Annotated in this window: 21 protein-coding genes, 2 pseudogenes and 1 riboswitch; of the genes and pseudogenes, 16 read left to right on the top strand and 7 right to left on the bottom strand. The window is 59.5% G+C overall.

Annotated elements, in window-relative coordinates; all coding sequences use genetic code 11:
- Nucleotides 1-406 precede the first annotated feature (406 nt).
- Entirely contained in the window at nucleotides 407-982 is a 576-nt protein-coding gene (locus P9292_RS41335; RefSeq protein ID WP_309965741.1) for a DNA ligase, read from the top strand.
- Nucleotides 983-1,270: 288 nt separating this feature from the next.
- Here the strand turns inward: P9292_RS41335 and P9292_RS41330 are convergent, their stop codons facing one another.
- From P9292_RS41330 to P9292_RS41315, 4 genes are all read right to left on the bottom strand, one after another.
- The gene (locus P9292_RS41330) at nucleotides 1,271-1,567 is read right to left on the bottom strand and encodes a hypothetical protein (RefSeq protein WP_309853696.1); all 297 of its coding nucleotides are present in this window, start codon (nucleotides 1,565-1,567) and stop codon (nucleotides 1,271-1,273) included.
- A gap of 201 nt (nucleotides 1,568-1,768) precedes the next feature.
- Nucleotides 1,769-2,296, bottom strand: a complete 528-nt coding sequence (locus tag P9292_RS41325) for a tyrosine-type recombinase/integrase (protein WP_309965738.1) — start codon at nucleotides 2,294-2,296, stop codon at nucleotides 1,769-1,771.
- A gap of 434 nt (nucleotides 2,297-2,730) precedes the next feature.
- Nucleotides 2,731-3,339: a phage integrase family protein gene (locus P9292_RS41320; protein WP_309966500.1), complete on the bottom strand. Its 609-nt coding sequence runs from the start codon at nucleotides 3,337-3,339 to the stop codon at nucleotides 2,731-2,733.
- Nucleotides 3,239-3,763, bottom strand: coding sequence for a hypothetical protein (locus P9292_RS41315; protein WP_309965735.1), 525 nt, complete (start codon nucleotides 3,761-3,763; stop codon nucleotides 3,239-3,241). Before P9292_RS41315 ends, P9292_RS41320 begins: the two co-directional genes overlap by 101 nt.
- Nucleotides 3,764-4,538: 775 nt before the next feature.
- On the opposite strand from P9292_RS41315, the gene P9292_RS41310 reads away from it, so the two are divergent.
- Nucleotides 4,539-6,962 (top strand): TonB-dependent siderophore receptor, encoded by a 2,424-nt coding sequence (locus P9292_RS41310; protein WP_309965732.1) that lies wholly within the window; start codon nucleotides 4,539-4,541, stop codon nucleotides 6,960-6,962.
- Nucleotides 6,963-7,038: 76 nt separating this feature from the next.
- Here P9292_RS41310 and P9292_RS41305 read toward each other — a convergent pair.
- Nucleotides 7,039-8,090, bottom strand: a pseudogene (locus P9292_RS41305) (HoxN/HupN/NixA family nickel/cobalt transporter).
- 54 nt (nucleotides 8,091-8,144) lie between these two features.
- Nucleotides 8,145-8,224, bottom strand: a riboswitch (cobalamin riboswitch).
- Between the two features lie 218 nt (nucleotides 8,225-8,442).
- On the opposite strand from P9292_RS41305, the gene P9292_RS43445 reads away from it, so the two are divergent.
- The 13 genes and pseudogenes from P9292_RS43445 to tnpC all read left to right on the top strand — a co-directional run bounded on the left by P9292_RS43445 (nucleotide 8,443) and on the right by tnpC (nucleotide 18,453).
- Nucleotides 8,443-8,823, top strand: coding sequence for a DUF2946 family protein (locus tag P9292_RS43445; protein ID WP_409015586.1), 381 nt, complete (start codon nucleotides 8,443-8,445; stop codon nucleotides 8,821-8,823).
- Between the two features lie 100 nt (nucleotides 8,824-8,923).
- Nucleotides 8,924-9,811 carry a hypothetical protein gene (locus tag P9292_RS41300; RefSeq protein ID WP_309965729.1) on the top strand — a complete coding sequence of 296 codons (888 nt, stop codon included), beginning with the start codon at nucleotides 8,924-8,926 and terminating at the stop codon, nucleotides 9,809-9,811.
- A gap of 28 nt (nucleotides 9,812-9,839) precedes the next feature.
- A complete protein-coding gene (locus P9292_RS41295; RefSeq protein WP_309853990.1) occupies nucleotides 9,840-10,202 on the top strand; it encodes a copper resistance protein CopC in 363 nt (120 codons plus the stop codon).
- 2 nt (nucleotides 10,203-10,204) lie between these two features.
- Nucleotides 10,205-11,107: a CopD family protein gene (locus P9292_RS41290; protein WP_309853988.1), complete on the top strand. Its 903-nt coding sequence runs from the start codon at nucleotides 10,205-10,207 to the stop codon at nucleotides 11,105-11,107.
- 281 nt (nucleotides 11,108-11,388) lie between these two features.
- Nucleotides 11,389-11,721, top strand: a complete 333-nt coding sequence (locus tag P9292_RS41285; protein WP_309853985.1) for a metalloregulator ArsR/SmtB family transcription factor — start codon at nucleotides 11,389-11,391, stop codon at nucleotides 11,719-11,721.
- Nucleotides 11,718-12,185, top strand: coding sequence for an ArsI/CadI family heavy metal resistance metalloenzyme (locus P9292_RS41280; protein WP_309965726.1), 468 nt, complete (start codon nucleotides 11,718-11,720; stop codon nucleotides 12,183-12,185). Before P9292_RS41285 ends, P9292_RS41280 begins: the two co-directional genes overlap by 4 nt.
- Entirely contained in the window at nucleotides 12,182-13,243 is a 1,062-nt protein-coding gene (gene arsB / locus P9292_RS41275) for an ACR3 family arsenite efflux transporter (protein WP_309965723.1), read from the top strand. Before P9292_RS41280 ends, arsB begins: the two co-directional genes overlap by 4 nt.
- An 18-nt stretch (nucleotides 13,244-13,261) precedes the next feature.
- On the top strand, nucleotides 13,262-13,696 hold the full coding sequence (gene arsC, locus P9292_RS41270) for an arsenate reductase (glutaredoxin) (protein WP_309853978.1): 435 nt from the start codon (nucleotides 13,262-13,264) through the stop codon (nucleotides 13,694-13,696).
- Nucleotides 13,689-14,411 carry an arsenical resistance protein ArsH gene (gene arsH, locus P9292_RS41265; RefSeq protein WP_309854000.1) on the top strand — a complete coding sequence of 241 codons (723 nt, stop codon included), beginning with the start codon at nucleotides 13,689-13,691 and terminating at the stop codon, nucleotides 14,409-14,411. Before arsC ends, arsH begins: the two co-directional genes overlap by 8 nt.
- 3 nt (nucleotides 14,412-14,414) lie before the next feature.
- Nucleotides 14,415-15,658, top strand: a pseudogene (locus tag P9292_RS41260) (MFS transporter).
- 352 nt (nucleotides 15,659-16,010) lie between these two features.
- Complete coding sequence (locus tag P9292_RS41255; RefSeq protein WP_309965722.1) at nucleotides 16,011-16,511, top strand: transposase; 501 nt, start codon at nucleotides 16,011-16,013, stop codon at nucleotides 16,509-16,511.
- Nucleotides 16,487-16,840, top strand: coding sequence for an IS66 family insertion sequence element accessory protein TnpB (tnpB, locus tag P9292_RS41250; protein WP_008344887.1), 354 nt, complete (start codon nucleotides 16,487-16,489; stop codon nucleotides 16,838-16,840). Before P9292_RS41255 ends, tnpB begins: the two co-directional genes overlap by 25 nt.
- A gap of 32 nt (nucleotides 16,841-16,872) precedes the next feature.
- Nucleotides 16,873-18,453: an IS66 family transposase gene (tnpC, locus tag P9292_RS41245; protein ID WP_309965717.1), complete on the top strand. Its 1,581-nt coding sequence runs from the start codon at nucleotides 16,873-16,875 to the stop codon at nucleotides 18,451-18,453.
- A 19-nt stretch (nucleotides 18,454-18,472) separates the two neighbouring features.
- Here tnpC and P9292_RS41240 read toward each other — a convergent pair whose 3' ends face one another.
- Nucleotides 18,473-18,976 (bottom strand): response regulator, encoded by a 504-nt coding sequence (locus P9292_RS41240; RefSeq protein WP_309965714.1) that lies wholly within the window; start codon nucleotides 18,974-18,976, stop codon nucleotides 18,473-18,475.
- Nucleotides 18,977-19,312: 336 nt separating this feature from the next.
- Nucleotides 19,313-21,703 carry an ATP-binding protein gene (locus P9292_RS41235; protein ID WP_309965712.1) on the bottom strand — a complete coding sequence of 797 codons (2,391 nt, stop codon included), beginning with the start codon at nucleotides 21,701-21,703 and terminating at the stop codon, nucleotides 19,313-19,315.
- Between the two features lie 346 nt (nucleotides 21,704-22,049).
- On the opposite strand from P9292_RS41235, the gene P9292_RS41230 reads away from it, so the two are divergent.
- Nucleotides 22,050-22,544, top strand: a complete 495-nt coding sequence (locus tag P9292_RS41230) for a ProQ/FinO family protein (protein WP_309965710.1) — start codon at nucleotides 22,050-22,052, stop codon at nucleotides 22,542-22,544.
- Nucleotides 22,545-22,568: the final 24 nt, after the last annotated feature.

Raw genomic sequence — 22,568 nt, 5'->3', positions numbered from 1 at the left:
AGCATACGCTGCTTCTCCGCCTTGACGTAGATCGAGGTGGTTTGCACGATGCATCGTCCAATAGGTGGACGACTTCGGTCGGCAACCTGCGCGACGGCGCGTCAGCGCCTGCTCAAAACATATTGGCGAACCCATATGGAAGAAGTTCTACCCGCTATGCTCCACGCAAATTTTGGTGAGCCGCTTCTGACGTCAGAAGTTTTCCCGCCGAAGTCGGCCGTTCCACCTAATTCCTAAGCCATCGAGCCGGTCCCGGGCAGACTGAATCGGGAAGCCAGGTTCGCAGAGCTTCGTAGCACCGGGCACTCGGAATGCGGTATGTCGGATTTGCACGGCAAAAGTAAGTCGCCAAGCTTTTGCGAGGCGAAGCTAGCTCCTGCCAGCGCGCCGTTTGTGGAACCTGAGCATGCTATTGTCGCTTGAAGCTGCTGATCTCATGCATGGCATCCCAGCTCCCGGTCCGTTTTCCCGCGAGGGATGGATCTTTGAAGTCAAATACGACGGCTACCGGGCGCTGGTGCGGAAGGTAGGCAGCTCAGTTGATTTGATCTCGCGCAATGGTAAGTCCCTTAACGAACATTTCCCCGAAGTCGTTGCCGCGGTTGCGGATATTCCTGGTAGCTTCTCTTGGGACGCGGAGCTGACCGTCGATGACGGCACCGGTCGCACCTCCTTAGAACGCCTTCAACGGCGGACGCGAAGCCGCCATCCACTGAGCCTACATGCGGCCGCTACGGAGGATCCGGCACGGATCTACGTTTTCGACATGCTCGCTTGGGGCCACCACGACATGCGACGCATGCGGCTTTTTGATAGGAAAGCGATGTTGCGCGAGAGCTTTGCAGACACGATGGTCATCGTGTACGTTGATGGCATCGAGGAGCAAGGCGAGCTGGCATTCGAGCGCGCAGCGCGATTCAACCTCGAAGGGGTTATGGCGAAACGGCTCAAAGCGCCGTACTCGGCCGGCGTACACCCGTGACTGGCTCAAGGTCAAAAATCCGAACTACGGCCGTGCGACGGCGCCAATAAATTGGCGACCGGCATCCGCGGAAAATGAGAACGAAGCTAGCGGAACATTGCCCGCGCGTCTTAATCGGCGATCGTTGCCATAGAAAAACGCCCACGGAACTAACCGCGGGCGTTCGTTCGTTCGAGAAACATAGGCATTTAGGGCTTTTGCGCGTCGTCGTCGGCGTCCATCAGATTGCCTCCTCGTTTTCGACGCAATCAAGAGCTGGCTAATCTGGCTAAACCTCATATCGAGTAGTCAGGTCCTCGGCGTTCGTTCGCGGCACTGCTCTCGCAATTGATTTTGGGCACGCGCAATGCGGTCAAGCATATCCGCTTGGTCGGCCCGACTGGCCGGTGCGTCGAACGTGAGCGCAAAAAAACCTATGACTATGCCGCGGGCGGCACCCAGTTGCTCACGAGCGACGTTCGGGTATTTCGTCAGATTGTTTGCTTCACCAATGTAGCGATTTACCGCCGCCCATGTCCGCTCGCAAAGGGTCTCGTAGGTATATTGCATGTGAAAGTTATTAAATAGATTGGATTTCGCGAGCATCGGTCGATTGCCAGGCGAGCACAGTGCTTTGTGCCTTGCTTCGAATAACATCGGACTTGCATAGGCGGAATTTCTTATGACGCGAAGCCTCACATCTGAGTAACTACCTGCGACCCCGGATGCTCCCCAAGTCTGCCGCTTTTCGGCTTTTCCCTACTGATCAAGCCCAGTGTGCAAGCACCGGCCCGGCGCTTTCAAAGGCTAGGCGTCGTCATCCGCGTAGTACCGTGCCGCCGCCTCAAGCATGCGCCGCTTCTCTGCTTTGACGTAGATGGACGTGGTCTGGAGTGACGCATGCCCAAGGATCGACTGAACAACGTCCGTCGGCATATCTCGAGCGACGGCGCGTGTACCGAAGGTGTGGCGAAACGCATGCGCCGAGGTGTTTACCAGTTGCACCAAGTCCTCGGTGCTAATTTCGCTCAAGCCCGTCGGATCGGCACGAAGCTCGACTACAAGTCGCCGGACGGCCATGCGGACCAGCCGCCCAAGTGCGTCCGGCGTGTAAGCCACGTCACGGTCGTCAGTGGTGTGCCGACTCTGCGCAGCATTGGTTTCTGGAATCCAGACTGGCGCAATGAGCGGCCCCTGCGCCTGACCATTGAAGTCACGATCGCGGTCCGCCCAATGGGCGCGCAGTGCGTCGAGCGTGGCGCCGCTTACCGGCACCGTGCGTTGCTTGCGCCGCTTGCCGACAATCGTCAGGGCCCAGACGGTTCGAGGACCCAAACCAGATGCCTCACTCGCTGCAGGCGCCTCCCCTGGTAAACGTCGAGCGGATGTCGACGATTCGCTTCTGACGTCAGAAGCGCGCAAATCTTCACGCCGTGCCTGAGCGGCTTCGACTCACCGCAGCCCCGAGTCGCCCATCAAAAGAATGGCCGCCCGCGCAGCCCGCCACTGAGGCGCCGCCTCTTGCTGCTCACGCGCCCGCGCAAGCTTGGTCAAACGAGCCCCCGCCTCCCCCGGCTCCGTTGGCGACGGCAGAATCGGGGCCTTGCAACGTTCGTCGAGCAGCCGTCGTACGCACGTCCAGAGATCCGCCGGTAGTGCGCGGTGAACCTTAACAGCGGACTCGCGGATAACCGTCGCCGGCTCATGCACGGCGCTCCACGGGTTGCCCGCGAAGCGCACCTCGACGAGCCAGGCGAAGGCGGCGCGAATTACGCGCACCGCATACGCTTGACTGTCTTCCGACAGCCCCTCGGGCGCAAAGGGGCGCCAACGGCCGCTCGTGCGTGGACGCTTCGGTCCCGTAAAGCTGGCAATCGGCGCTTTGAAAAATCCTTGTACGCCTCGCAGTCTTCCACCAGCAGCGACGAAAGCGGCTTTTGTCGAACCACGACGCTCCACAAAATCAGCCGTTCGAGCTCCCGCGTATAGGCGCGCAGGGTCACCGGACGATCGCGATACCGGTGCAGGTAGGCGTGCACGGCGGCCAGATCGTGCTCGGCACGAATGAAGGCGAAGCTGCCCGAGCGGTTGATGCCTCGATGGAGTCCATCACCGCCCGATAACTCGGCCGGCACGGCGAGCTGCTCGAAGGGCGCCAGACGGGGCACGGCCGGATCGCCGCCCACCACGATGGCGAGCGGCTCGCCCGCTGCGCGAAAGGTGACATCGAGTGGCCTCGCATCGACGTCGTCGGCGACGCGTGCGCCGAGGCTTCGCTCATGCCGACGCAGCCATGCCACCAGCGTTGCCGCGCGCAAGGGTCCGATGCGCGGCACGGATCGCCACCAGCTGCCGCCGCGCGCGTTGCAATACTCGATCAGGGCGCCCAGCGTGGTGATTTACTCGCCGATCAGCCGTCGCGCGATCAGCGGCCGGAACCACAGCTCGACCGGGTGAGCCAGCGTCGGCGTAGCGGCCGCCAGGGTCGACGCCTGCTCGACCATGCGTAGCGTCATGGCGGTAAGCCGCGCGCTGCCGTGTTGTTTGATCGAGTTTGAGGTGATCGGCGAGCACCGATGAGCCGTGTTTGAGCGCCAGACTTACCAGGTCATCACGCATTTGACGCAGATAGCGCTCGGTGGTCTCAGCGCTCGCCGCATGGGGCGAGCGTTCGACGTCGTAGTAAAGCCGCGCGATGGTGGCCGCAGGCACGCGCTGCACAAACGCGCGCAGCGCCGTGAAGTCGGTGCGGGTGTAGGTGCGCGGCGTGGGAAGCGTCAATTGTTGAGGTTGATTGGCCATCGATTGTCGCGCGCGTGCTCCCGCAGGTGCTCACCTCACCATAGAGCGTCGCCGCTCAGCTTCCGCCCGCCGCGCAAACTGCCACCTGGCAGTAACGTCCCAGCCCGCTGACTAGTCCGAACACCCGCCTCTGCCCCGTGCTAATGGGCGTTCGGCGAGGCGTAAATAACGCTACCCCCATTTTACCCATTAAAACCCTCACTGCTTATGATCATTAGCAGTCCAGTGTACTGAGGAAGAACGTCGAACTCTTTAATGCAACGTGCTACCGCTCATCTTGTCGCCCTATAGGCATATGCGCAGCCTTTGCTAAATGCATGATTGCATGCCTTTCCACAACGAAAGGTAGAATGCGCGCTATGTATCCCTTTCGGCGCTTTTTGTTTCGGGGCAGCGCGATCGGCCGGCGACGCCTGCTGGCTGCGCTCGCCCTCTTGTTCGTGCGCGCGCTCCTGCCGGGCGGGATTATGCTCGACCCCATATCAGTGGCTACCGGCGATCTCACGCTTGTGATGTGTTCGGGGCACGGTCCAATGTTCACGCATCACGCCAGCCCAACTGCGGCGATGCCCGAAACATCGCCCGAGATGGACATGGGTCAGATGATGGGCACGATGGACAACGTCCCGGAGATGTCTGGCATGTCGGACTCTCACTTGCACGACGCAATGGCGGCAGACGATGGGATTTGCCCATTCAGTGCCGCGCTTGTTCTGGCGTGCGTGGGAGTTGCACTTGCCGTTGTGCTTTTCGGCCTGACACGTGTCGCGCGATCTTGGAGTCCAGCTCCTGCGCGCACGCCGTTGCGCCGTTCGCCTCATTCCCTGCCGCTGTCGCGGGCACCTCCTCTTTTCAGCTGAAAGACGCTTTCCCCGCTGCGCACGCCGTGACGGTGCCGCGCACGTTCGACCATTCTTTCTGCTGGATCGACAATATGAATATCACACAACGACCGCCTTTCGCGGGCGCTCAAAACGCGCGGACGAACGCAGCGCGCAATGGCATCACAGCCAAACCCGGCGGGCTGGTGCGTATGAAAACGGTACCGGCACATGTCGCGGTAGCACTGATGTGCGCAGGGCTCATCCCCGCGCCTGATGCGCGGGCCGCCGACCCGGCGATACCTTCGGCCAACCCGCAAACGCACGACAGTGCTAGCGGTGTTGCGAATGATTCAGAATCGGCGAGCCAGGCTTTGCCGCCTGTTGTCGTCACCGGCACGCACGGCTCGAGTTATGACGCACAGAAATCGGACAGCACGACGCAAACAAATACGCCCCTCAAGGACTATCCCGCATCCATTCAGGTCGTGCCGTCCGAGGTTTTGCAGGACCGGGGTGTCACTCGCATCGACCAGATAGCGGACAACGTCAGCGGGGTGCATGCTGAGGCGAACTACGGCGGCAACGGTGCGACCTTCTTTAACATTCGCGGCTTCAGCGAGAGCAATGGCTTGCGCGACGGCTTTCGCAACTACGGCTACTATGCTTTTCGCGACGTACAGAACATTGATCGCGTCGACGTGTTCAAAGGTCCGGCGGGCGCGTTATATGGCGGCATTGGCGCGGTGGGTGGTTATATCAACACCGTCTCTAAACGGCCTGAGCGCGACAACTTCGGCGAAGTCGATGTGACAGCGGGGACCTACGGTCTGGTGCGCTCGACCCTGGATGTGAACCGCGTGCTGAACGACGAACTGAGCTTTCGGCTGAACGCCTCGGGTGAAAGCAACTCGACCTTCCGGGATAACGCGGCCTATCGCTCATGGTCGGTGGCGCCGGCGATCACTTGGGACAATCACCGGGGCACGTCGGTGACGCTGCTGACCGAGTACAACCATCTGAACCGCGATGGCTTCGACTTCGGTGTTCCAGCTGTGCCCAACTATCAAGACCTTTCTCGCACTCGCTACTACGGACTTCATGACGGAGTGTACCCAGGAGTTCAAGGCGACTACGGCAGGAACGACACCTTTTCCGAAACCGTGCTATTCGAGCAGGCGCTCTCAGCGAATTGGAAGTTGCGACTCTCTGGTCAATACGCCTACGCGCGCCAGCTCTCGACGCAGTCGTTTCCCGACAGTACGACTGCTGTGGGCAATTTGCTCGACTATTCGGTCTATAGCGGCGCGAACGAATTCTCGCGGCAGTACACTGCCCGGGCCGAGCTGGTCGGCGATTTCTACACTGGAAGCTTCAAGCATTCCTTGCTCGCCGGCCTAGACTACGGCTATCTCAAACTTGGTAACGGCGGCTCGCAGGTGTCTAACATGACGCTGGACCTGTTCAACCCCGACTATGTTTCCGGCCTAACGCCGGGCGATCCGTTGCCGGTTCACCAGAGCCAGGGCAAGGATTACGGCGCCTATGTGCAAGATCTGGTCGAACTGACGCCTCAAATCAAACTCCAGCTCGGCATGCGCGCGGATCGATTTTTTAATCGCGCCGACGAGGTGGGCGAAGCGACCGTCCGAGGTCAGCAGACGACGTTCTCCCCGCGGGTTGGGCTGGTGTGGCAACCCATGGGGAATACTTCGTTTTTTGCGGACTGGAGCCGCAGCCATGCGCCTAACGTCGGACATAGCGGCAGCAACGTCACCTACGATGCGGAAGTCGCGGAGCAATTCGAGATAGGCGTCAAGCAAGATCTCATCAAGGATCGGCTGGGCGCCAACCTTGCCTTATTCAGTTTGAACCGAAATCACATCCTCACGACCGACCCAACCGACCCGTTGCTCCAGGTGTTGACAGGCAAGCAGAGAAGTCAGGGGGTGGAGCTCGACATCGCTGGCAACATCACGCCGCAATGGAAAGCCATCGTCACGTATGCCTACACGCTCGCCAAAGTCACGAGTGACACGACTTACCCCGTCGGCGATCTACTCAGTAATGTTCCGCGTCACAGCGCAAGCCTTTGGACGGTCTATCAATTGCAGTCCATACCGGGATTGCAATTTGGGGCTGGCGTCTATTACGTGGGCTCGCGAGAGGCGACCCTGCCGAACACCTTCAAATTGGCCAGCTACGTTCGCACCGACGCCATGGCGTCCTACCAGCAAGGGCACTGGAAAACGCAGCTGAACATTTTCAACTTGTTCAATCGCAAGTACTACACCGGCGGTTCGGCCGCGACTTTCGACTACACGCTCATGCCCAGTCCTCCCTTGACCGCGCAAGTCACCGTGTCCTATAAATTCTGATCGCAGGCGGGCGGTGCACGACGCTGCCCGCCATCGTACTGAATGGCATCATCAGCCGCGTACCAAGTCGGACTTGCTAACCCGTCTGCACCTCGTCGAAACGCTTCAACCTGTAGATCACGAGCGAAGCAATCCAGCTAAGCGCAAAGATACCAATGATGATATAGCCGAGCGCGCCGAAGTTGTCGTTGAGCGAGCCAATTGCATCCCACACCGGACCCTTTAGTTCGAGTCGATTGGCGAGCAGTCCGAGAGCCTCGATGCCGCCGATCGCGACGGCGACCACGATCGAGACGAGCGTGATCGTCATGTTGTAGTAAATCTTGCGCAAGGGCTTCTGATAAGCCCAACCATAGGCGCCCAACATCAAATGGCCATCGAGCGTGCCGATGAGTGACATCCCCGCACTGAAGAGTACCGGAAAGACCATGATGGCTTAGGGCGAGAGCCCTTTTGCTGCCTGCGTCGCTGCAATGCCGAGCAAACTGATTTCGGTTGCGGTATCGAATACAAGCCCGAAGAGGAATCCGATTGGATACATGTGCCAGCTACGCGTCACCAGGCGAAAAAGCGGGCGGAAGAGGCGGGCAATGAGCCCCCGGTTGGCGAGCAGCACATCGAAGTCGTCATCAACGTACGCCCCGCCAGCGCGGACATGCTTCCACGCACGATAGATGCCGCGCAAATCAGGAAATTCATTAGCGCCAGCGCGAAAAGGAAAACGGCCGAAACGAAGGTGCCGATCATTCCGCCAATCGCCTTGAAGCTGTCGAATCGCCCCTGAATCGCCTCTGTCGCCAGTGCGACGGCGACCGAGGCGAGCACGACCACTGACGAGTGGCCGAGCGAAAAGAAGAAGCCGACGGCTACGGGCCGCTTCCTTTCCTGCATCAGCTTGCGCGTCACATTGTCGATGGCCGCGATATGGTCGGCGTCGACGGCATGGCGCAAACCGAAGCCATAGGCAAGCATCGCAGTGCCGAGCAGGACAGGGTATGCGTGAAAGGCAACGAATGCCCACACCGACGCGAACACATTGATACCGATCAGCACGCCATAAATGCCGAACAGGTTATTGCGGACTTTCGAGTCCGAGTCGTTGAAAATCTGGCGCAGAGGGTCAAGCATTGTGAACTCCCGGAATAATCGCGTTCCATATCGGTGTAGAGGATGACACTGAGAGGTCTGGCTTCGGGGAGTGGCCGATCATCGGCGTCCCCCGATACAGTGGCGCGACCGCGCCGGAATCTCACCGGCTTCCCGCAGTGTCCTTGTTCAGGCATGGCCAGGTGCGCTTATACATCGCCGCTAACCAAAAGTCGATTGTTTCGTTCGTCGTACGGATTCAGTCGGTGCGTCCAAATGCTTCCGCATTGCTTTCTATTGCGAGATGCGAATAATCCGCTGAATCTCGGTAGTTGAACTTTCTACTGGCGTGGGATAATTTCCTAACCTCCGCGTTCCATTCACCAAGCGCGCCATGTACCGCGTTCGATTCCATCGCCTTGGCTCTCTGCTGGGATTGCTTGCAATCCTGCTGGTGACACTCGCGCCGGTGGTCTCGCAGCTGTTGGCGTCGCATCACCGGCTCGGTGATGCGCTGGCTACGTATTGCTCAGCCGATGATCCAGTTGTGTCGTCGGCACATGACGGCAAGCCTGCGCATGGGGTTCCTACGCACGGACAGGCCTGCGCCTATTGCAGTCTGATCGGACATGTCCCGACGCTCCTCGGCACTTCGGCTGGGCTTGTCGTACCGCTAGCCGCAACGACAATGACGGTCGCCGGTGCCTTGATCGCCGTGCCTCTCACTCTCATCTACACAGTAGCGCAACCTAGGGCGCCTCCGGTCTTCTCCTAATCCCGTGTTTGACCTGCAACTCTGCTTCTTGGCGCCTGCTAAGCGGCAGCGTGTCGTGTTTCTGCACGACGGCATCGAACGATAACTGGAGATAGCCAAAATGCGAACCTTCATCAATCGCTGTACGCCCCCGGCACGCTACGCGCTGCTGGCCACGATTGTCTGCCTTGCCCATGCTGCCCCCGCTCACGCTCACGCCATCGCGGGCGATCGCGTATTTCCCTCCACACTTTCCGTTGATGACCCCGGCGTAGGCGACGAAGCCAACCTCGAATTCGGCCACCAGCGCGTGCCGGGTGACGCCGGCGACCAAAGCATCAACACTTTCAGCTTCGAGTACGACAAGCTCATCACTCCGCGATTGGCTTTCTCCGTGGACGGCGGCTACGTCATGCAAAACAATCCCACTGCGCGCGGCTTTGACAACTTCGGCGTGGGGCTCAAGTACCTGCTTTACGTAAATGACGCGCACGAATTCATGACGTCGGTGGGTGTGAATGCCGACCTCGGCGGCACGGGCAGCCGCGCGATTGCCGACAACTTCTCGACGATCTCGCCCACGGTCTTCGCCGGCAAGGGCATGGGCGACCTGCCCGACTCGCTAGCCTGGCTGCGTCCCGTCGCCATTACGGGGGAAGCAGGACCGTCGTTCACGACGGGCGGCGGCCAACCGAACTCCTTCGACTATGGCTTCACGTTTCAGTACAGCCTGCCCTACCTGCAACAACACGTACACGACCTCGGCCTGCCCCAGCCGTTTTCCAACCTCATCCCGCTGGTCGAAGTGCCGCTCTCTCGCAGTCAGGGACAAACAACCGGGACCGTGAACCCCGGCTTCATCTGGATAAGCCGCTATGGCCAGCTCGGCGTCGAAGCGCAAATCCCGATCAGTCGAGCGAGCGGCTCGCACATCGGCATCCTCGTGCAAATGCATATTTTCTTCGACGATGTCGCGCCGCGCACGATCGGCAAGCCACTATTTCAGTAAGTCGGCACCTTCTAACAGGAACACCGTCATGAAACTCGTTACAGTGCGCACGGCTGTTGCCACGGTCGCGCTTCTGGCCGCCCACCTCGCGTGGGCGCACGCTTATCCGAAACATCAGGAGCCGGCCGCAGGATCGACCGCACCGACCACGATCGACGCCGTCGTGATCGACTTCGACGATAGGCTCGAGCGCGCGTTCAGTTCAATCGCGGTTACCGATGAACAAGGCAAGGCTGTCACGAGAGGCAAGTCCGAAGTAGACTCATCGGACAGCAAGCGCATGTCCGTGGGCTTGAGTCCGCTGAAGCCAGGCGCCTATGCGGTTGCATGGGTGGCTGTCGCTGCGGATGGACATCGTACGCAGGGGCACTACAAATTCATGGTGAAGTGACCGTGGAACCGCTCGTCGCCACGCAAATCGGCGTAGCAGCCGTCCAGGATGTGGTGTTCGCGACGGCAGCCGGTTGCCTCGCCTGCGCGGAAATGGGCAAGCGCAGCGGTATGGGCGCACCCACCGCACTACGCATTTGGCAGACCGGTCTATCGATTGTGTTGGCGCTCACGGCCCTTGCGTACCTTTGGCTACAGGCAGCCGTCATGAGCGGCTCGCCGCTTGCCGACGCCGGTGCCGCGGTAAGTTCCGTGCTCACCGAATCGCACTTCGGGTTCGCGTGGTCGGTTGCATTTGTCGGCGCCCTGCTGGCGACGCTGAGCTGGCTATCTGGTCGCTGGGGGTTGCCGCTGTTTATCGCGGGCCTAGTCGCGTGGGCTGCAGGCAAGGCAGCGGCCAGCCATGCAGCCGATGCGGGCGACCTCTCGGTGCGGGAAGCCATCCATGTCATGCATTTGTGCGCAACGGCACTGTGGGCCGGAAGCGTGATCGTTGCCGCAATTATGCTCCGAGGCCCAACGACCGCTCACGCAACGGCCGATAGAAGGCTAGCGTTCTGCGCTGAGCTATCGTATCTGGCGACGGCCGCGCTTGTTGTCGTGCTAATCACCGGCTTCTACAACGTTTTGCAGGACACTGGGGAGGCAGACGTGCGGTTCTTCGCAACGCCCTGGGGCCGGATACTTGCGGCGAAGCTTGTGTGCGTTGCAGCGGCCGTGGGATTGGGCGGTTGGAACCGGTTGGTGGTTCTCCCCAAGCTTCACGCGCAGGCGCTTCGGGACGATTCTTCATTTGCGGCCACACAAAAGCGTTTTGATGTCTTGCTGTCCGTTGAAGCGCTTGCCATGCTGGTCATTCTAACGATCGCGGCCGTGCTGGGCCATACGGCTCCGACGAGAGGTTGATTGTGCGCCAGTCATTGGAAGGCGCCGGACGGGCCTCGCGTGACGATGAGCGGCCCCTTGCGCCCTTCATGCGTCTCCTTGCTGCGTATCGCCGGCGATCGGCGGACCTGACCCGAAGGCCAGGGAAATGCCAGTTCCCTGAGTGGCCGCTTTAAGCACGACTGAAGCGGCTGAAGCGGCTGACTTCTTTGGTAGTCCAGCAAGCAAACAAGACTCTATCGATAAATCCGTTATTTCAATTATACTTAAAATATCGAAACGCATCGTCTATCGTGTCGTGCATGAACCCAGACCTCGTTGTACGCGCCTTGAGCGCTCTCGCCCACGAATCGCGCCTGGCGATTTTCCGACAGCTCGTCGTCGCTGGACCCGACGGTATGCCCGCGGGCGAGATCGCACAGCAACTAGGGCTTGCTCCTTCCAGCCTTTCATTCCATCTCAAAGATCTGGCGCACGCAGAGCTTGTCAAGTCGCGTCAGTCGGGGCGCTTTGTCATCTACTCGGCAAACTTCGACGCGATGACGAACCTGATCGGGTTTCTTACGGAGAACTGCTGCGCTGGCGCAACCTGCGCGATTAGCGAGCTCCCTAACTGTTGTGGAGACACACCATGAAACGCATGCACATTCACGTCGCTGTCGACAATCTGAACGACAGTATCCGGTTCTACAGCGCAATGTTTGGCAATGCCGAGCCCGTCGTTCTGGTAGACGATTATTGCAAGTGGGAATTGGCCGATCCGGCGGTGAACTTCGCGATCTGGAAACGAGGCGTCAAGCCCGGCGTTGACCATATTGGTATTCAAGTCGAAACACACGCGGAACTTGATGAGATGACCGCGCGCTTTACGGCGGCACAACTGCCGGTGCAGGCGCAAATCGGCACGACCTGCTGCTACGCAAGGTCCGACAAGGCGTGGACCGTTGATCCACAGGGCGTTGCATGGGAGACCTTTCGCACGCTGGATACCGCCCCCATGTACGGTTCGTCACGCGCGCGTTCGCAGGAGAAAACACAGGCACCCACCGCCTGCTGCACACCGGCCAAGTCCGTGGACACTATCGCAGGAAAGAAATGAGCAGTACCGGAACAGCGGTCCGCGCAGCGCCCCCAGCAATCGGATTTTTCGAGCGTTACCTGACGGTCTGGGTTGCGCTGTGCATCGTCGCGGGCATCCTCCTTGGCCAAATGCTGCCTGGCGTCTTTCAGGCAATCGGCCGCATGGAGTACGCCCAAGTCAACCTGCCGGTCGGGTTGCTGATCTGGGTGATGATCATTCCGATGCTAGTGAAGGTCGATTTCGGCTCGCTGCATGAAGTGCGTCAGCACATCAAGGGCATTGGCGTCACACTCGTGGTCAATTGGCTAGTCAAGCCGTTCACGATGGCGTTCCTCGCGTGGCTCTTCATCAAGCACCTGTTCGCGCCGATGCTGCCCGCCGCGCAGCTCGACAGCTACGTGGCCGGGCTCATCCTGCTGGCAGCAGCGCCGTGCACGGCGATGGTGTTCGTCTGGAGCCGCCTGACGGGTGGCGATCCGCTCTTCACGCTGTCTCAGGTGGCGCTCAACGACAGCATCATGGTGGTCGCATTCGCACCGCTGGTCGGCCTGCTGCTCGGCTTATCGGCCATTGCGGTGCCCTGGGCGACTCTGCTCATCTCGGTCGGGCTGTACATCGTCATTCCGGTGCTTCTCGCGCAGACCCTGCGCAAGTTACTGCTCTCACATGGCGAAGCGGCGCTCGAAGCGGCTATGGTGAAAATCGGCCCGTGGTCGATCACGGCGCTGCTTGCAACGCTAGTACTCCTGTTCGCCTTTCAAGGCGAGGCGATCCTCAGGCAACCGCTCGTCATCGTGCTGCTTGCCGTGCCGATCCTGATTCAGGTTTTCTTCAATTCGGCGCTGGCTTACTGGCTTAATCGCGCGGTCGGCGAGAAGCACAACATCGCCTGTCCGTCTGCCCTGATCGGCGCGTCGAACTTCTTCGAGCTGGCCGTCGCCACGGCAATCGGCCTGTTCGGCCTTAACTCCGGCGCGGCACTCGCGACCGTCGTAGGCGTGCTGGTCGAAGTGCCGGTCATGCTGCTCGTGGTGCATATCGTCAACCGTTCGAAGAACTGGTACGAGTGCGCCTGAGCTTTACGGAAACAAGCAATGAGCGAAGTCATCATCTATCACAACCCGGACTGCGGCACCTCGCGTAATACGCTTGCGATGGTCCGCAACGCGGGTATCGAACCCGTCGTCATCGAATACCTCAAGAACCCGCCGTCGCGCGAGAAGCTCGTCGAGCTGATCAACCAGTCGGGCCTGGGCGTGCGCGAGGTGCTGCGCCAGAAAGGCACGCCCTACGCCGAACTGCATCTGGACAACCCGGCATTGACCGACGACCAGTTGCTCGACGCGATGATCGCGCACCCCATTCTCATCAATCGTCCCTTTGTGGTGACGTCGGTGGGCGTGCGCTTGTGCCGTCCGTCCGAGATCGTGCTTGACATCCTGCCCGAAGCACAACGCGGCGCGTTCACGAAGGAAGACGGCGAGGTAGTCATCGATACGGAGGGCAAGCGTGTCTGCACCGATAACTGATCTTGCCACCGAGCTGCCGCAGGTCGATGCGGCGCTGCTCGAAGTGCCCGATATCCAACGCCTTCAGGCCGCGGAGGTATCCGCTCATGCGCCCCGCATCTTGCTGCTCTACGGTTCGCTGCGCGAGCGCTCGTTCAGCCGATTGCTGAGCGAAGAGGCCGCACGTCTGCTTACGGCGATGGGTGCCGAAGTCCGCACATTCAATCCGAGCGGCCTGCCGCTGCCCGACGACGCGCCAGACACACATCCCAAAGTGGCTGAGCTGCGTGAGCTGGCGCTGTGGTCCGAAGGCATGGTCTGGTGCTCGCCGGAGCGCCACGGCGCGATGACCGGCATCATGAAAGCGCAGATCGACTGGATTCCGCTTTCGGTTGGCGCGGTGCGGCCGACGCAGGGCAAGACGCTCGCGGTAATGCAGGTGAGTGGCGGCTCACAATCGTTCAACGCCGTCAATCAGATGCGGGTGCTTGGACGCTGGATGCGGATGCTGACCATCCCGAACCAGTCGTCGGTGGCCAAGGCGTTCATGGAATTCGACGAGACCGGACGCATGATGCCTTCGGCCTATTTCGATCGCGTCGTGGATGTGATGGAAGAGCTGGTGAAGTTCACGCTACTGACGCGCGATATTGGCCCGTACCTGGTCGATCGCTACAGCGAGCGCAAGGAGAGTGCCGAAGAGCTGATGAAACGCGTGAATCAAGCCAGTATCTGACCCATGCCGCCCTACGCTAGCGACCGAAAACCTGAGAGCAATAGGGCAACCTGGGCACTGGCGACCGGCCAGCTTGTCGCGTGGGGAGTGGTCTATTACGCGTTTTCGCTCTTTGTCGTGCCGATGGAGCAGGAACTGGGATGGAGCCGGGCATCGACGAATGCTGCGCTTTCGTGCGGGCTGCTGGTGTCCGGGCTGGCCGCATACCCGGTCGGCAAGTGGATCGACCACGGACATAGCCGCATCGTATTGACGGCTGGCTCGCTGCTCGCCTCCGTCATGTTGGTCCTTTGGTCGCAGGCAGCAAGCCTTGTGACGCTGTTCGCTGCATGGGTCGGATTGGGCGTGTCATGGCGGCCACGCTCTACGATCCGGTGTTCGCGATTCTAACCCGCGACTATCCCCGCAGCTTCCGCACGAAAATCACGCTGGTGACGCTCGTTGCGGGATTTGCGAGCACCGTATTCATTCCGCTTACGCAGGAGCTTGTCGATGCTCTGGGATGGCGGCATGCATTACTCGCGCTCGCGGCGATCAACGCCTGCATGTGCCTGCCCATTCACTGGCTGGCCCTGCGCAATGATCCGAACGTCGCGGCACTCGCCGTCAACAAGGAGCGGATCAGGGCAGAAAATGAGGCGTCCGTCAGGCGCGCGCTGCAAACCCCGGTGTTCTGGGCGCTTGCGGTCTGCTTTACCGCCTACTACGCGACCTTCGCTGCGCTGACGTTTCACCTCGTTCCGTTGATGGTCGAACGCCGAGTATCGCAGCCCAGCATTCTCGCGACGATGGCAGTGATCGGTCCGGCCCAGGTTCTTGCTCGCGTGCTCTGGTTCACCGTCGGACGAAACGTGTCGTCAAAGATCGTTGGCCTTATCATCACTTCGGCGTTTCCGGTTTCTGTTGTGATCCTCCTGGTCGCAGGAACCTCGCCCATCGCTTTGATCCTGTTCGCGGTCATCTACGGCGGCGCTAACGGCATGATGACAATCCTGCGCGGCACGATCGTGCAAGATGTGATGTGGACCGAGGGCTACGGAGCAGTCAGCGGACTGCTCTCTGCGCCGTCGAACATCGCGAAGGGTGTAGCTCCGATTTCCGCTGCGTTGATCTGGACGGTCGGGCAAAATTATCTCTTGGTCGAGTGGACCGTTTTGGTGGTCTCACTTATTTCCACGACTGCGTTCTGCATGGTCGCGTTCTTAGTGCGACATCGCAGTTCGACCATGACCGCCGCAATCGATTGACTAGTCCGGTTGCGTGCATCGGCGAAACACGCTCGCAAGACAACGTCCGCTGCCGCTAGCGAAATCCACAAATTATGCTAATAAGGTGCGCTTTTTGTAAGCGCGAATTAACGCACACCATCGAGAGCCAGCGACTGCCTGTTGCTCGATCAGGTTGATGCGGATACGTCGTTCCGTGTTACGAAGTTGAATGGGAGCAGGTCACGGATATCAGCATCCGCTGCGCGCTGCGGCAATGGGATCCGGAAACTAATTGCGGTTTGTTCGTATGCGGTCCTTCAAGGACGCCCTAGCAATGGACGAGTGATTCTCTGATGCTACCTGTCCACGTGGACAGCTGGGATGAGAGTACATGACAGAAGATCGAGGTTTGCGTAGCCGTCTGGTAGTCGGCGCGAAGCGGGATGGTCGCCGGGAATACGATCCGCAAGCCCGCGAGGAACTGGTCCAGTTGTGCATGACGTCCAGCGTTTCGATAGCGCGTACGGCGATGGAATACGGCTTGAACCCGAATCTGTTGCGCGAGTGGATCACGCGCTATCAGAAGACACATGCGGCGCGGAATTCGGCGGAGAAGGAACTGAGGCCAGCAGACAGGGCATCGCTTGATGTCGCGCCGCCGGCCTTGCGGACTCATGCGCCCGACGTGCCATCACCATTTGTACCGGTTGTTCAAGGGGCTGTGACGGTTGAAGGAGCGGTGTCCGCGCGCACACCATCGATCACGGTTGCCTTGCACATACGTTTGCCCAACGGTGTTGAGTTCGACATCACAGAGGCGACCATCGACGAGCTGACCACCGTGGTCCAGATGCTCGGGAGGATGCCGTGTTCCGGTTCGACGATAATCTGAAGGTCTACCTGCACCGCGATCCTGTCGACTTCCGCTACGGCATGAACAGTCTGTCGATTCTCGTCGAGCAGTCGATGCGCCTAAATCCGATGGACACGTCGCTTTACATCTTCGGAAACCGACGTCGTGACCGGATAAAGATTCTTGGCTGGGACGGCAGTGGTTTCTGGCTTTTGATAAAACGATTGGAGAGCAGCCACTTCATCTGGCCAGACAACAAGGCTGAGATCGTGACGATGACGACCAACGTGTTGCACGCGTTGCTCGATGGCGATGACATCACCGCGATAAGACGGCATCCGAAGCAGGAATATCGCCGCGTGAGCTGAACAGTGAGGCCGTGCGCATGGTCTAACCCGCCATGCCGATCAATGTCACGATCACCGCCGAGGAATTGAAGGCGTTGCTCGCCGAGCGCGATGCTGCTCGGGCATTGCGAGAAGAACAGGAGGCCTTACGCGGCGCCTTGCGGCTTATGACGGCAGAGCGCGATCTTGCTGAGGAGCGACTCCGAGCCTACCGTCGCGAACTGTTCGGCGCCAAGAGCGAGGCACTAGATTCTGATCAACTTGACTTGTTCAACGAAGCCGAGGTGCTCGGCGCGAACAGCGCGCCTGCCCAAGAAGACACGCCAGAGACGACGGTTGGCGCGCACAAGCGCAAGAAGCGCGGTCACCGCAAGCCGCTTGATCCCAATCTGCCGCGCGAGGTCGTGCGGCACGAATTGCCCGAAGCCGAACGCTTTTGCACGAACGATGGGCAAGCGCTCGTTGAGATCGGCGCGGAGATCAGCGAGCAGCTCGATGTGATCCCCGAGCAGCTTCGAGTGATCCAACACCAGCGCGTCAAATATGCGTGCCCGTGCTGCGATCTCGGCATCAAGGTCACTCCAGCGCCGCCGCGCATCATCGCGCGCGGACTGTTGAGCGAAGCAGCGCTCGCATGGATCGCCACCGGCAAATATCAGTTCGGCATGCCGCTCTATCGCCAGGCCGGTCTGCTGTGTCGCTTCGGCGGAGACATCTCGTCGAACACGATCGCCGCCAGCATGGTTGGCGTTGGCCTCGCGACCCAGCCCGTGATCAACCTCATGCGCGATGCGTTGCTCGACGCCGAACTGATCTACTGCGACGAGACGACGTTCCAGGTACTGAAAGAGAAAGGGCGCAAGCCGCAAACGAAGAGCTACCTCTGGGCGCAGATGACCAATTCAGGCGTCCCCATCCGCTGCTTCAGCTATACGCCCGGACGCGGTACCAAGCTAGCCGACAAGCTGTTCACGGGGATCCGCAAGGGCGCGGTTCTGATGACTGATGGCTACGAGCCCTACAACGACATCGCTCAACGCTACGACCTCGTGCACCTCGGATGTTGGGCACACCTAAGACGGTACTTCATCAAAGCGGAGGAGAACGTGCCGAAAGCCGCGCGTTCGCCCGATCTGCTCGCGACACGATTCATCACGCTGATCGGCAAGCTGTTCGCTGCGGAGGCCCGCCCTAAGAAATGGGCAGCTGAGCGACGACAGCGATTGCGACGTCGATACAGCACGCGCATACTCGACGCCATCTACGCTCTAGCCCTCGCGGAGTCGCCGGGTGTCGTACCAAAAAGTTTGCTCGGAAAGGCACTCACCTATCTGCGCGAGCAGTGGCCGAAGCTGATCCGCTACGTCGAGAACGGCACTTGGGCCATCTCGAATAACCCTTGCGAAAACGCGATTCGCCCATTCGTCGTCGGGCGCCGCTCATGGCTTTTTAGCGACACCGTAGCGGGGGCGAACGCAAGTGCAAACCTCTACAGCCTGATCGAAACCTGCAAAGCCGGGGGCATCGATCCCTATCGCTACCTTCACTGGTTGTTCCAACGTCTTCCTCTGGCGAGGACCGTTGACGACTACGACGCGCTGCTTCCTTGGAAGATGCCCGTAGATCTCCGCTGACCCGCATTGCTGACATACATCACGCGCTCTCCCACTTATTCAACCTTACTCCGAGGGGCGTCGTTCGTGGATCGCGTACGTTTGTTCGTCTAAAATGCGGCGGGTGCTCGTTGTGTTTCGCCCACATCCTGCTGATCTGTGAGACGGCTACTACGAATGCCTGGAAGTCGTTGTCTTTGATGACGTAGCCGTTAGCTCCTAAATCATAGGCTGCGAGAACATCGCCCTCATAGCTTGATGATGTGAGCATAATGACTGGTACAGTGCGCAGAATGGGCACTTCGCGCATTGTCCCCAGCACCTCCAGCCCGTTCACACGCGGCAACTTAATATCGAGCAGCACGAACTCGGGATCCAGCCCTTCGCGGTCACTGAATCGGTGTTTCCGCAGTAAAAAGTCAAGCGCTTGCTGACCATCGCTGACGGTGACAATCGGGTTGGTTGCGCCGGTGCGTTCTAAGGCGAGAAGCAATAGGTCGAGGTCGTTAATATTGTCTTCAACGACGAGGATCGGACGTTGCATTGCAGAGTTAATGTGGTTTAAAGGGAGCGAGCGACGTTGGCTCACGCCTGCATAGCGTCTTGATGCGCGTGCAACGATTGTAGCAACCCGCGCGGCCCCCTGGCGCACATCTCCGCAGGACCGTGCACTGACAACCAGCCGGGCCAAAGCGCCTCTACCCGCTTGAGCGAGCGTAATGTGTGCGTTCGTCGGTGTTAGTTAGCCCGGAACGAAACGGACCTTCAACCCTTCAACCGGCAATGATCGCTTTCAGGCGAATGACTGCGATTGGCCTAGGTTCGGCAGTAGTGCAGACCGGCGACGACTCGAAAAACGACCCCAGCTACCGCCCTTCGATCAGCGCCGCCGGGAAGAAACGGCACCAAGAACCGAAACCAGCTTGTCGATGTCCAGCGGCTTCACGAAATGATGATCGAAGCCTGCCGCGAGAGACTTCTCTTTATCCTGTTGAAGTCCATATCCCGTCACCGCGATCAGTAGTGTTTCCGGCGAATGGACTCGCGCCCTCAACATACCAGCGAGCCTGTACCCATCAATATCGGGTAGCCCGATATCGAGAAGACATACATCTGGCAGCCAACGGTCGTAGGTCTCGAGCCCCGACTGGGCATTGCGCGCGACCCGTACTTCGTTTCCCATCGCCTCCAGCAACATGCTCAGCGTCTCTCCCGCATCAACGTTGTCATCGACGATCAAGACCCGCAGTTGAAGATGGCCATGGTCGGCGTCGTGCTGCTCGTTGTTCTCGGCGTCAGTTTGCATCGCCAACATCTCGACGTGGTCTAGGCAAATAACGAATGTGCTGCCTTGATGCGGACCTGCGCTGTAAGCTTGCACGGTCCCGCCGTGCAAAGTGACGAGACTCCTCACGAGCGCAAGTCCAATTCCGAGGCCTCCCTGGGAGCGATCCGAGCTACGTTCCGCCTGTGAGAACAGTTCAAACGCACGGGCCGCTATTTCAGGTGTCATTCCGATCCCGTTGTCAGTGATCGTCACTCTGACATGCGGCCCATCGATAGCGATTGAGACGCTGATGTCGCCTCCTTCAGGTGTGTATTTGGCAGCGTTGTTTATGACGTTCACCAGGACCTGCGTCAAGCGCTTGGAGTCCGCGCGAACCAGCGCTGCACCCGCCGGTGTGGTAAATGACAGTCGGTGCCTTCGCTGATCGATAAGTGGGCGTACTTGCTCGATCGCGTCAGCCGCTATGCGGTTGACGTCAACCATCTCAGTGTTTAATTTGACCAGCCCTTGAGTGACCCGCGAAACGTCCAGCAGGTCATCGATCAAACCCGTGATGTGCTTGACCTGCCGTGCGATGATACCGCTGGACTTGCTTACTCGCTGCTCATCGTTGGGCGAGGCTCGCATTAGCTCGGCTGCAGCCGCGATCGGCGCCAGCGGGTTTCGTAACTCGTGCGACAGCATCGCCAGGAATTCATCCTTGCGCTTGTCTGCAAGCCGTAGCTCCTCTTCCGCACGAACTCGGTCGGTGATATCGAGCTGGGCGACCACGGCGCCCACCACTTCACCGTTTTCATCCTCAATACGGGCGCCATTACTGAGCACGGTTCGATGGTTTGGCGGGTCGTCGAAGCTGACAATCGACAAGATGTCTCGGGCTATCGCCTCGCCTTGCAAAACGCGAGCGGTCGTCCACTCATCTGTCCCGAGAGCCTGGCCATGTTTCTCAGAATGGTCGGCCCAACGGGCTTGCCACAATCGAAAGTCGCTGATGTCTTGGGGCAGAGGATAGTTCTCTCCCCAAAGTTGGACGAAGGAACGGTTCACTCGTTCGATTGCGCCTAGTCGGTCACTAACCACGATCGCAATTGGCGCTGCTTCCAACACGGCGTCGAGGCGCCGCGTTGCCGCCATCGCGTCACGCGCGGCGGCTCTGGCGCTTCGTTCACTTTCAAGCAGACGTCGCTCAGCTGTGCGCTGCCTTGTGATATCGGAAAATAGAACCGCTACCTCATCAGGCGAGGACGGATCGGGACGGAAAGCATGAACGTCGTACCAACGACCGAGCGCCACGGCTTCGTCTTGGAAATGCCTTGCAATTCCAGTGCGAGCCACCGCGCCGTAAGTCGCGAACCAGTGCCCTTCATGCGCAGGCACTATCTCGCGAATCGTCCGTCCGGTGGCGTCGACAAGGCCTGTTTGAGCCTCGAACGCGGGATTCACTTGCAAGAAGCGATAATCGACCGGGATGCCTTGCTTGTCATACACCATCTCAATGACGCAAAAGCCCTCATTGATCGCTTCGAACAAACTGCGGTACCGCGCCTCACTTCGCAGTAACGCTTGCTGGTCGCGGTGGGCGGCGGTCACATCTTCGGTGGTATGCAGGATACTGGTCATAGCGCCTTCAGCATCGAAGATTGGCGTGTTGACCGCGCGCCAGTACCGCTCCTCGTAACGTTTAGTGCCGCCGTGCGCACTGATCCAGAGCGGGAACCGTTGGAGAGCAAGCGCGGTCTGCTTGCCGGTCTCAATCACTTGCATGAGCGAGCGACGCAGCGCCTCGACGCCGGTATCTTCCAAGTCGTTTGGATTGTGCGGAAAAATGTCGAATAGACTTCGACCGACCATCTCTTCGCGTCGCAAAGTCGAATTTGTCAGGAACGCGTCGTTCACCGCAAGGACGGTGGCATCCGCTGTCGGTGCGAGAAGATAGGCGCCAATAGGGAGAGCATTGAAAAGCGCTTCGGAGGTCGGAGGCATAGATGAGCGTTTCGACGCTGGAGAGGGTAAGCGAGATAAACTGCAAACGTCAGGCATACAAGCAATTTTTGTGCTTCACAGGGAAGGCCTTATCGAAGGGAGAGGCCGGAGATTGAGCCGCAGTTGAGCATCGCATTGACCGGAGAATTTGTTTTCCGCATCGCAAGACTTTCGACACTCTGCATTGTAGAGCGGTTCGCGCGAAGTGCGAGCCCACACGCATACCCGCCTGCGCCGCCGACGGATGCGTCCAATGCAAGAATGCCGGGCGAGGCCATCGTTATTTCGCTATTGGCGATGTATAAGCTGACTGGCAAAATTTGATTAATTAATTGGGACACGTACGATGGGATTCGAACAACTTGCGGTGCTGAAGGCGCAGTTTAAGCAAGACGCCAAGGTTGACAAGGCCACTTCACGCGGGACGTCATCGACAGAAGGCGACGAGCGGCACGCCAACCCATTGACGAAGCTTCCGAGAACCTCTGCCGACGCAGCAGAACGCGCGGTTATCATTCTGCAGAGGCGTTTTCCCCGCGCCTTTCCGCCGAATTCCGCATCAAAAATCCCTCTCAAGGTAGGGATACTTAAGGACGCGCTTGTCCAAGCGGCGGCGCTCGGGTTGAGTGAGCGAGACGTCCGTAACGGGATAAAACTCTGGTGCCGCGGTCAACGTTATTGGACCTGCCTGACCGAAGGCAGCGTGCGCGTGGACCTTACTGGCGCAAAGGCTGGAATTGTTTCGGCTGCCGAAGCTGGATACGGCGTAACTCAGGAGAGGACCAGGCTCGCCCGTAGACAAGATCGGATTGCGAGAAGCGGTCATAGGCAGCCACGTTAAAGGCTCGCATGCGATCACGTTGTG

It is taken from the genome of Caballeronia sp. LZ001 (assembly GCF_031450875.1).
GTDB lineage: Bacteria > Pseudomonadota > Gammaproteobacteria > Burkholderiales > Burkholderiaceae > Caballeronia.
Note: the sequence above shows the minus strand (reverse complement) of the source record. Positions and strands in the feature narration are given on the sequence as shown.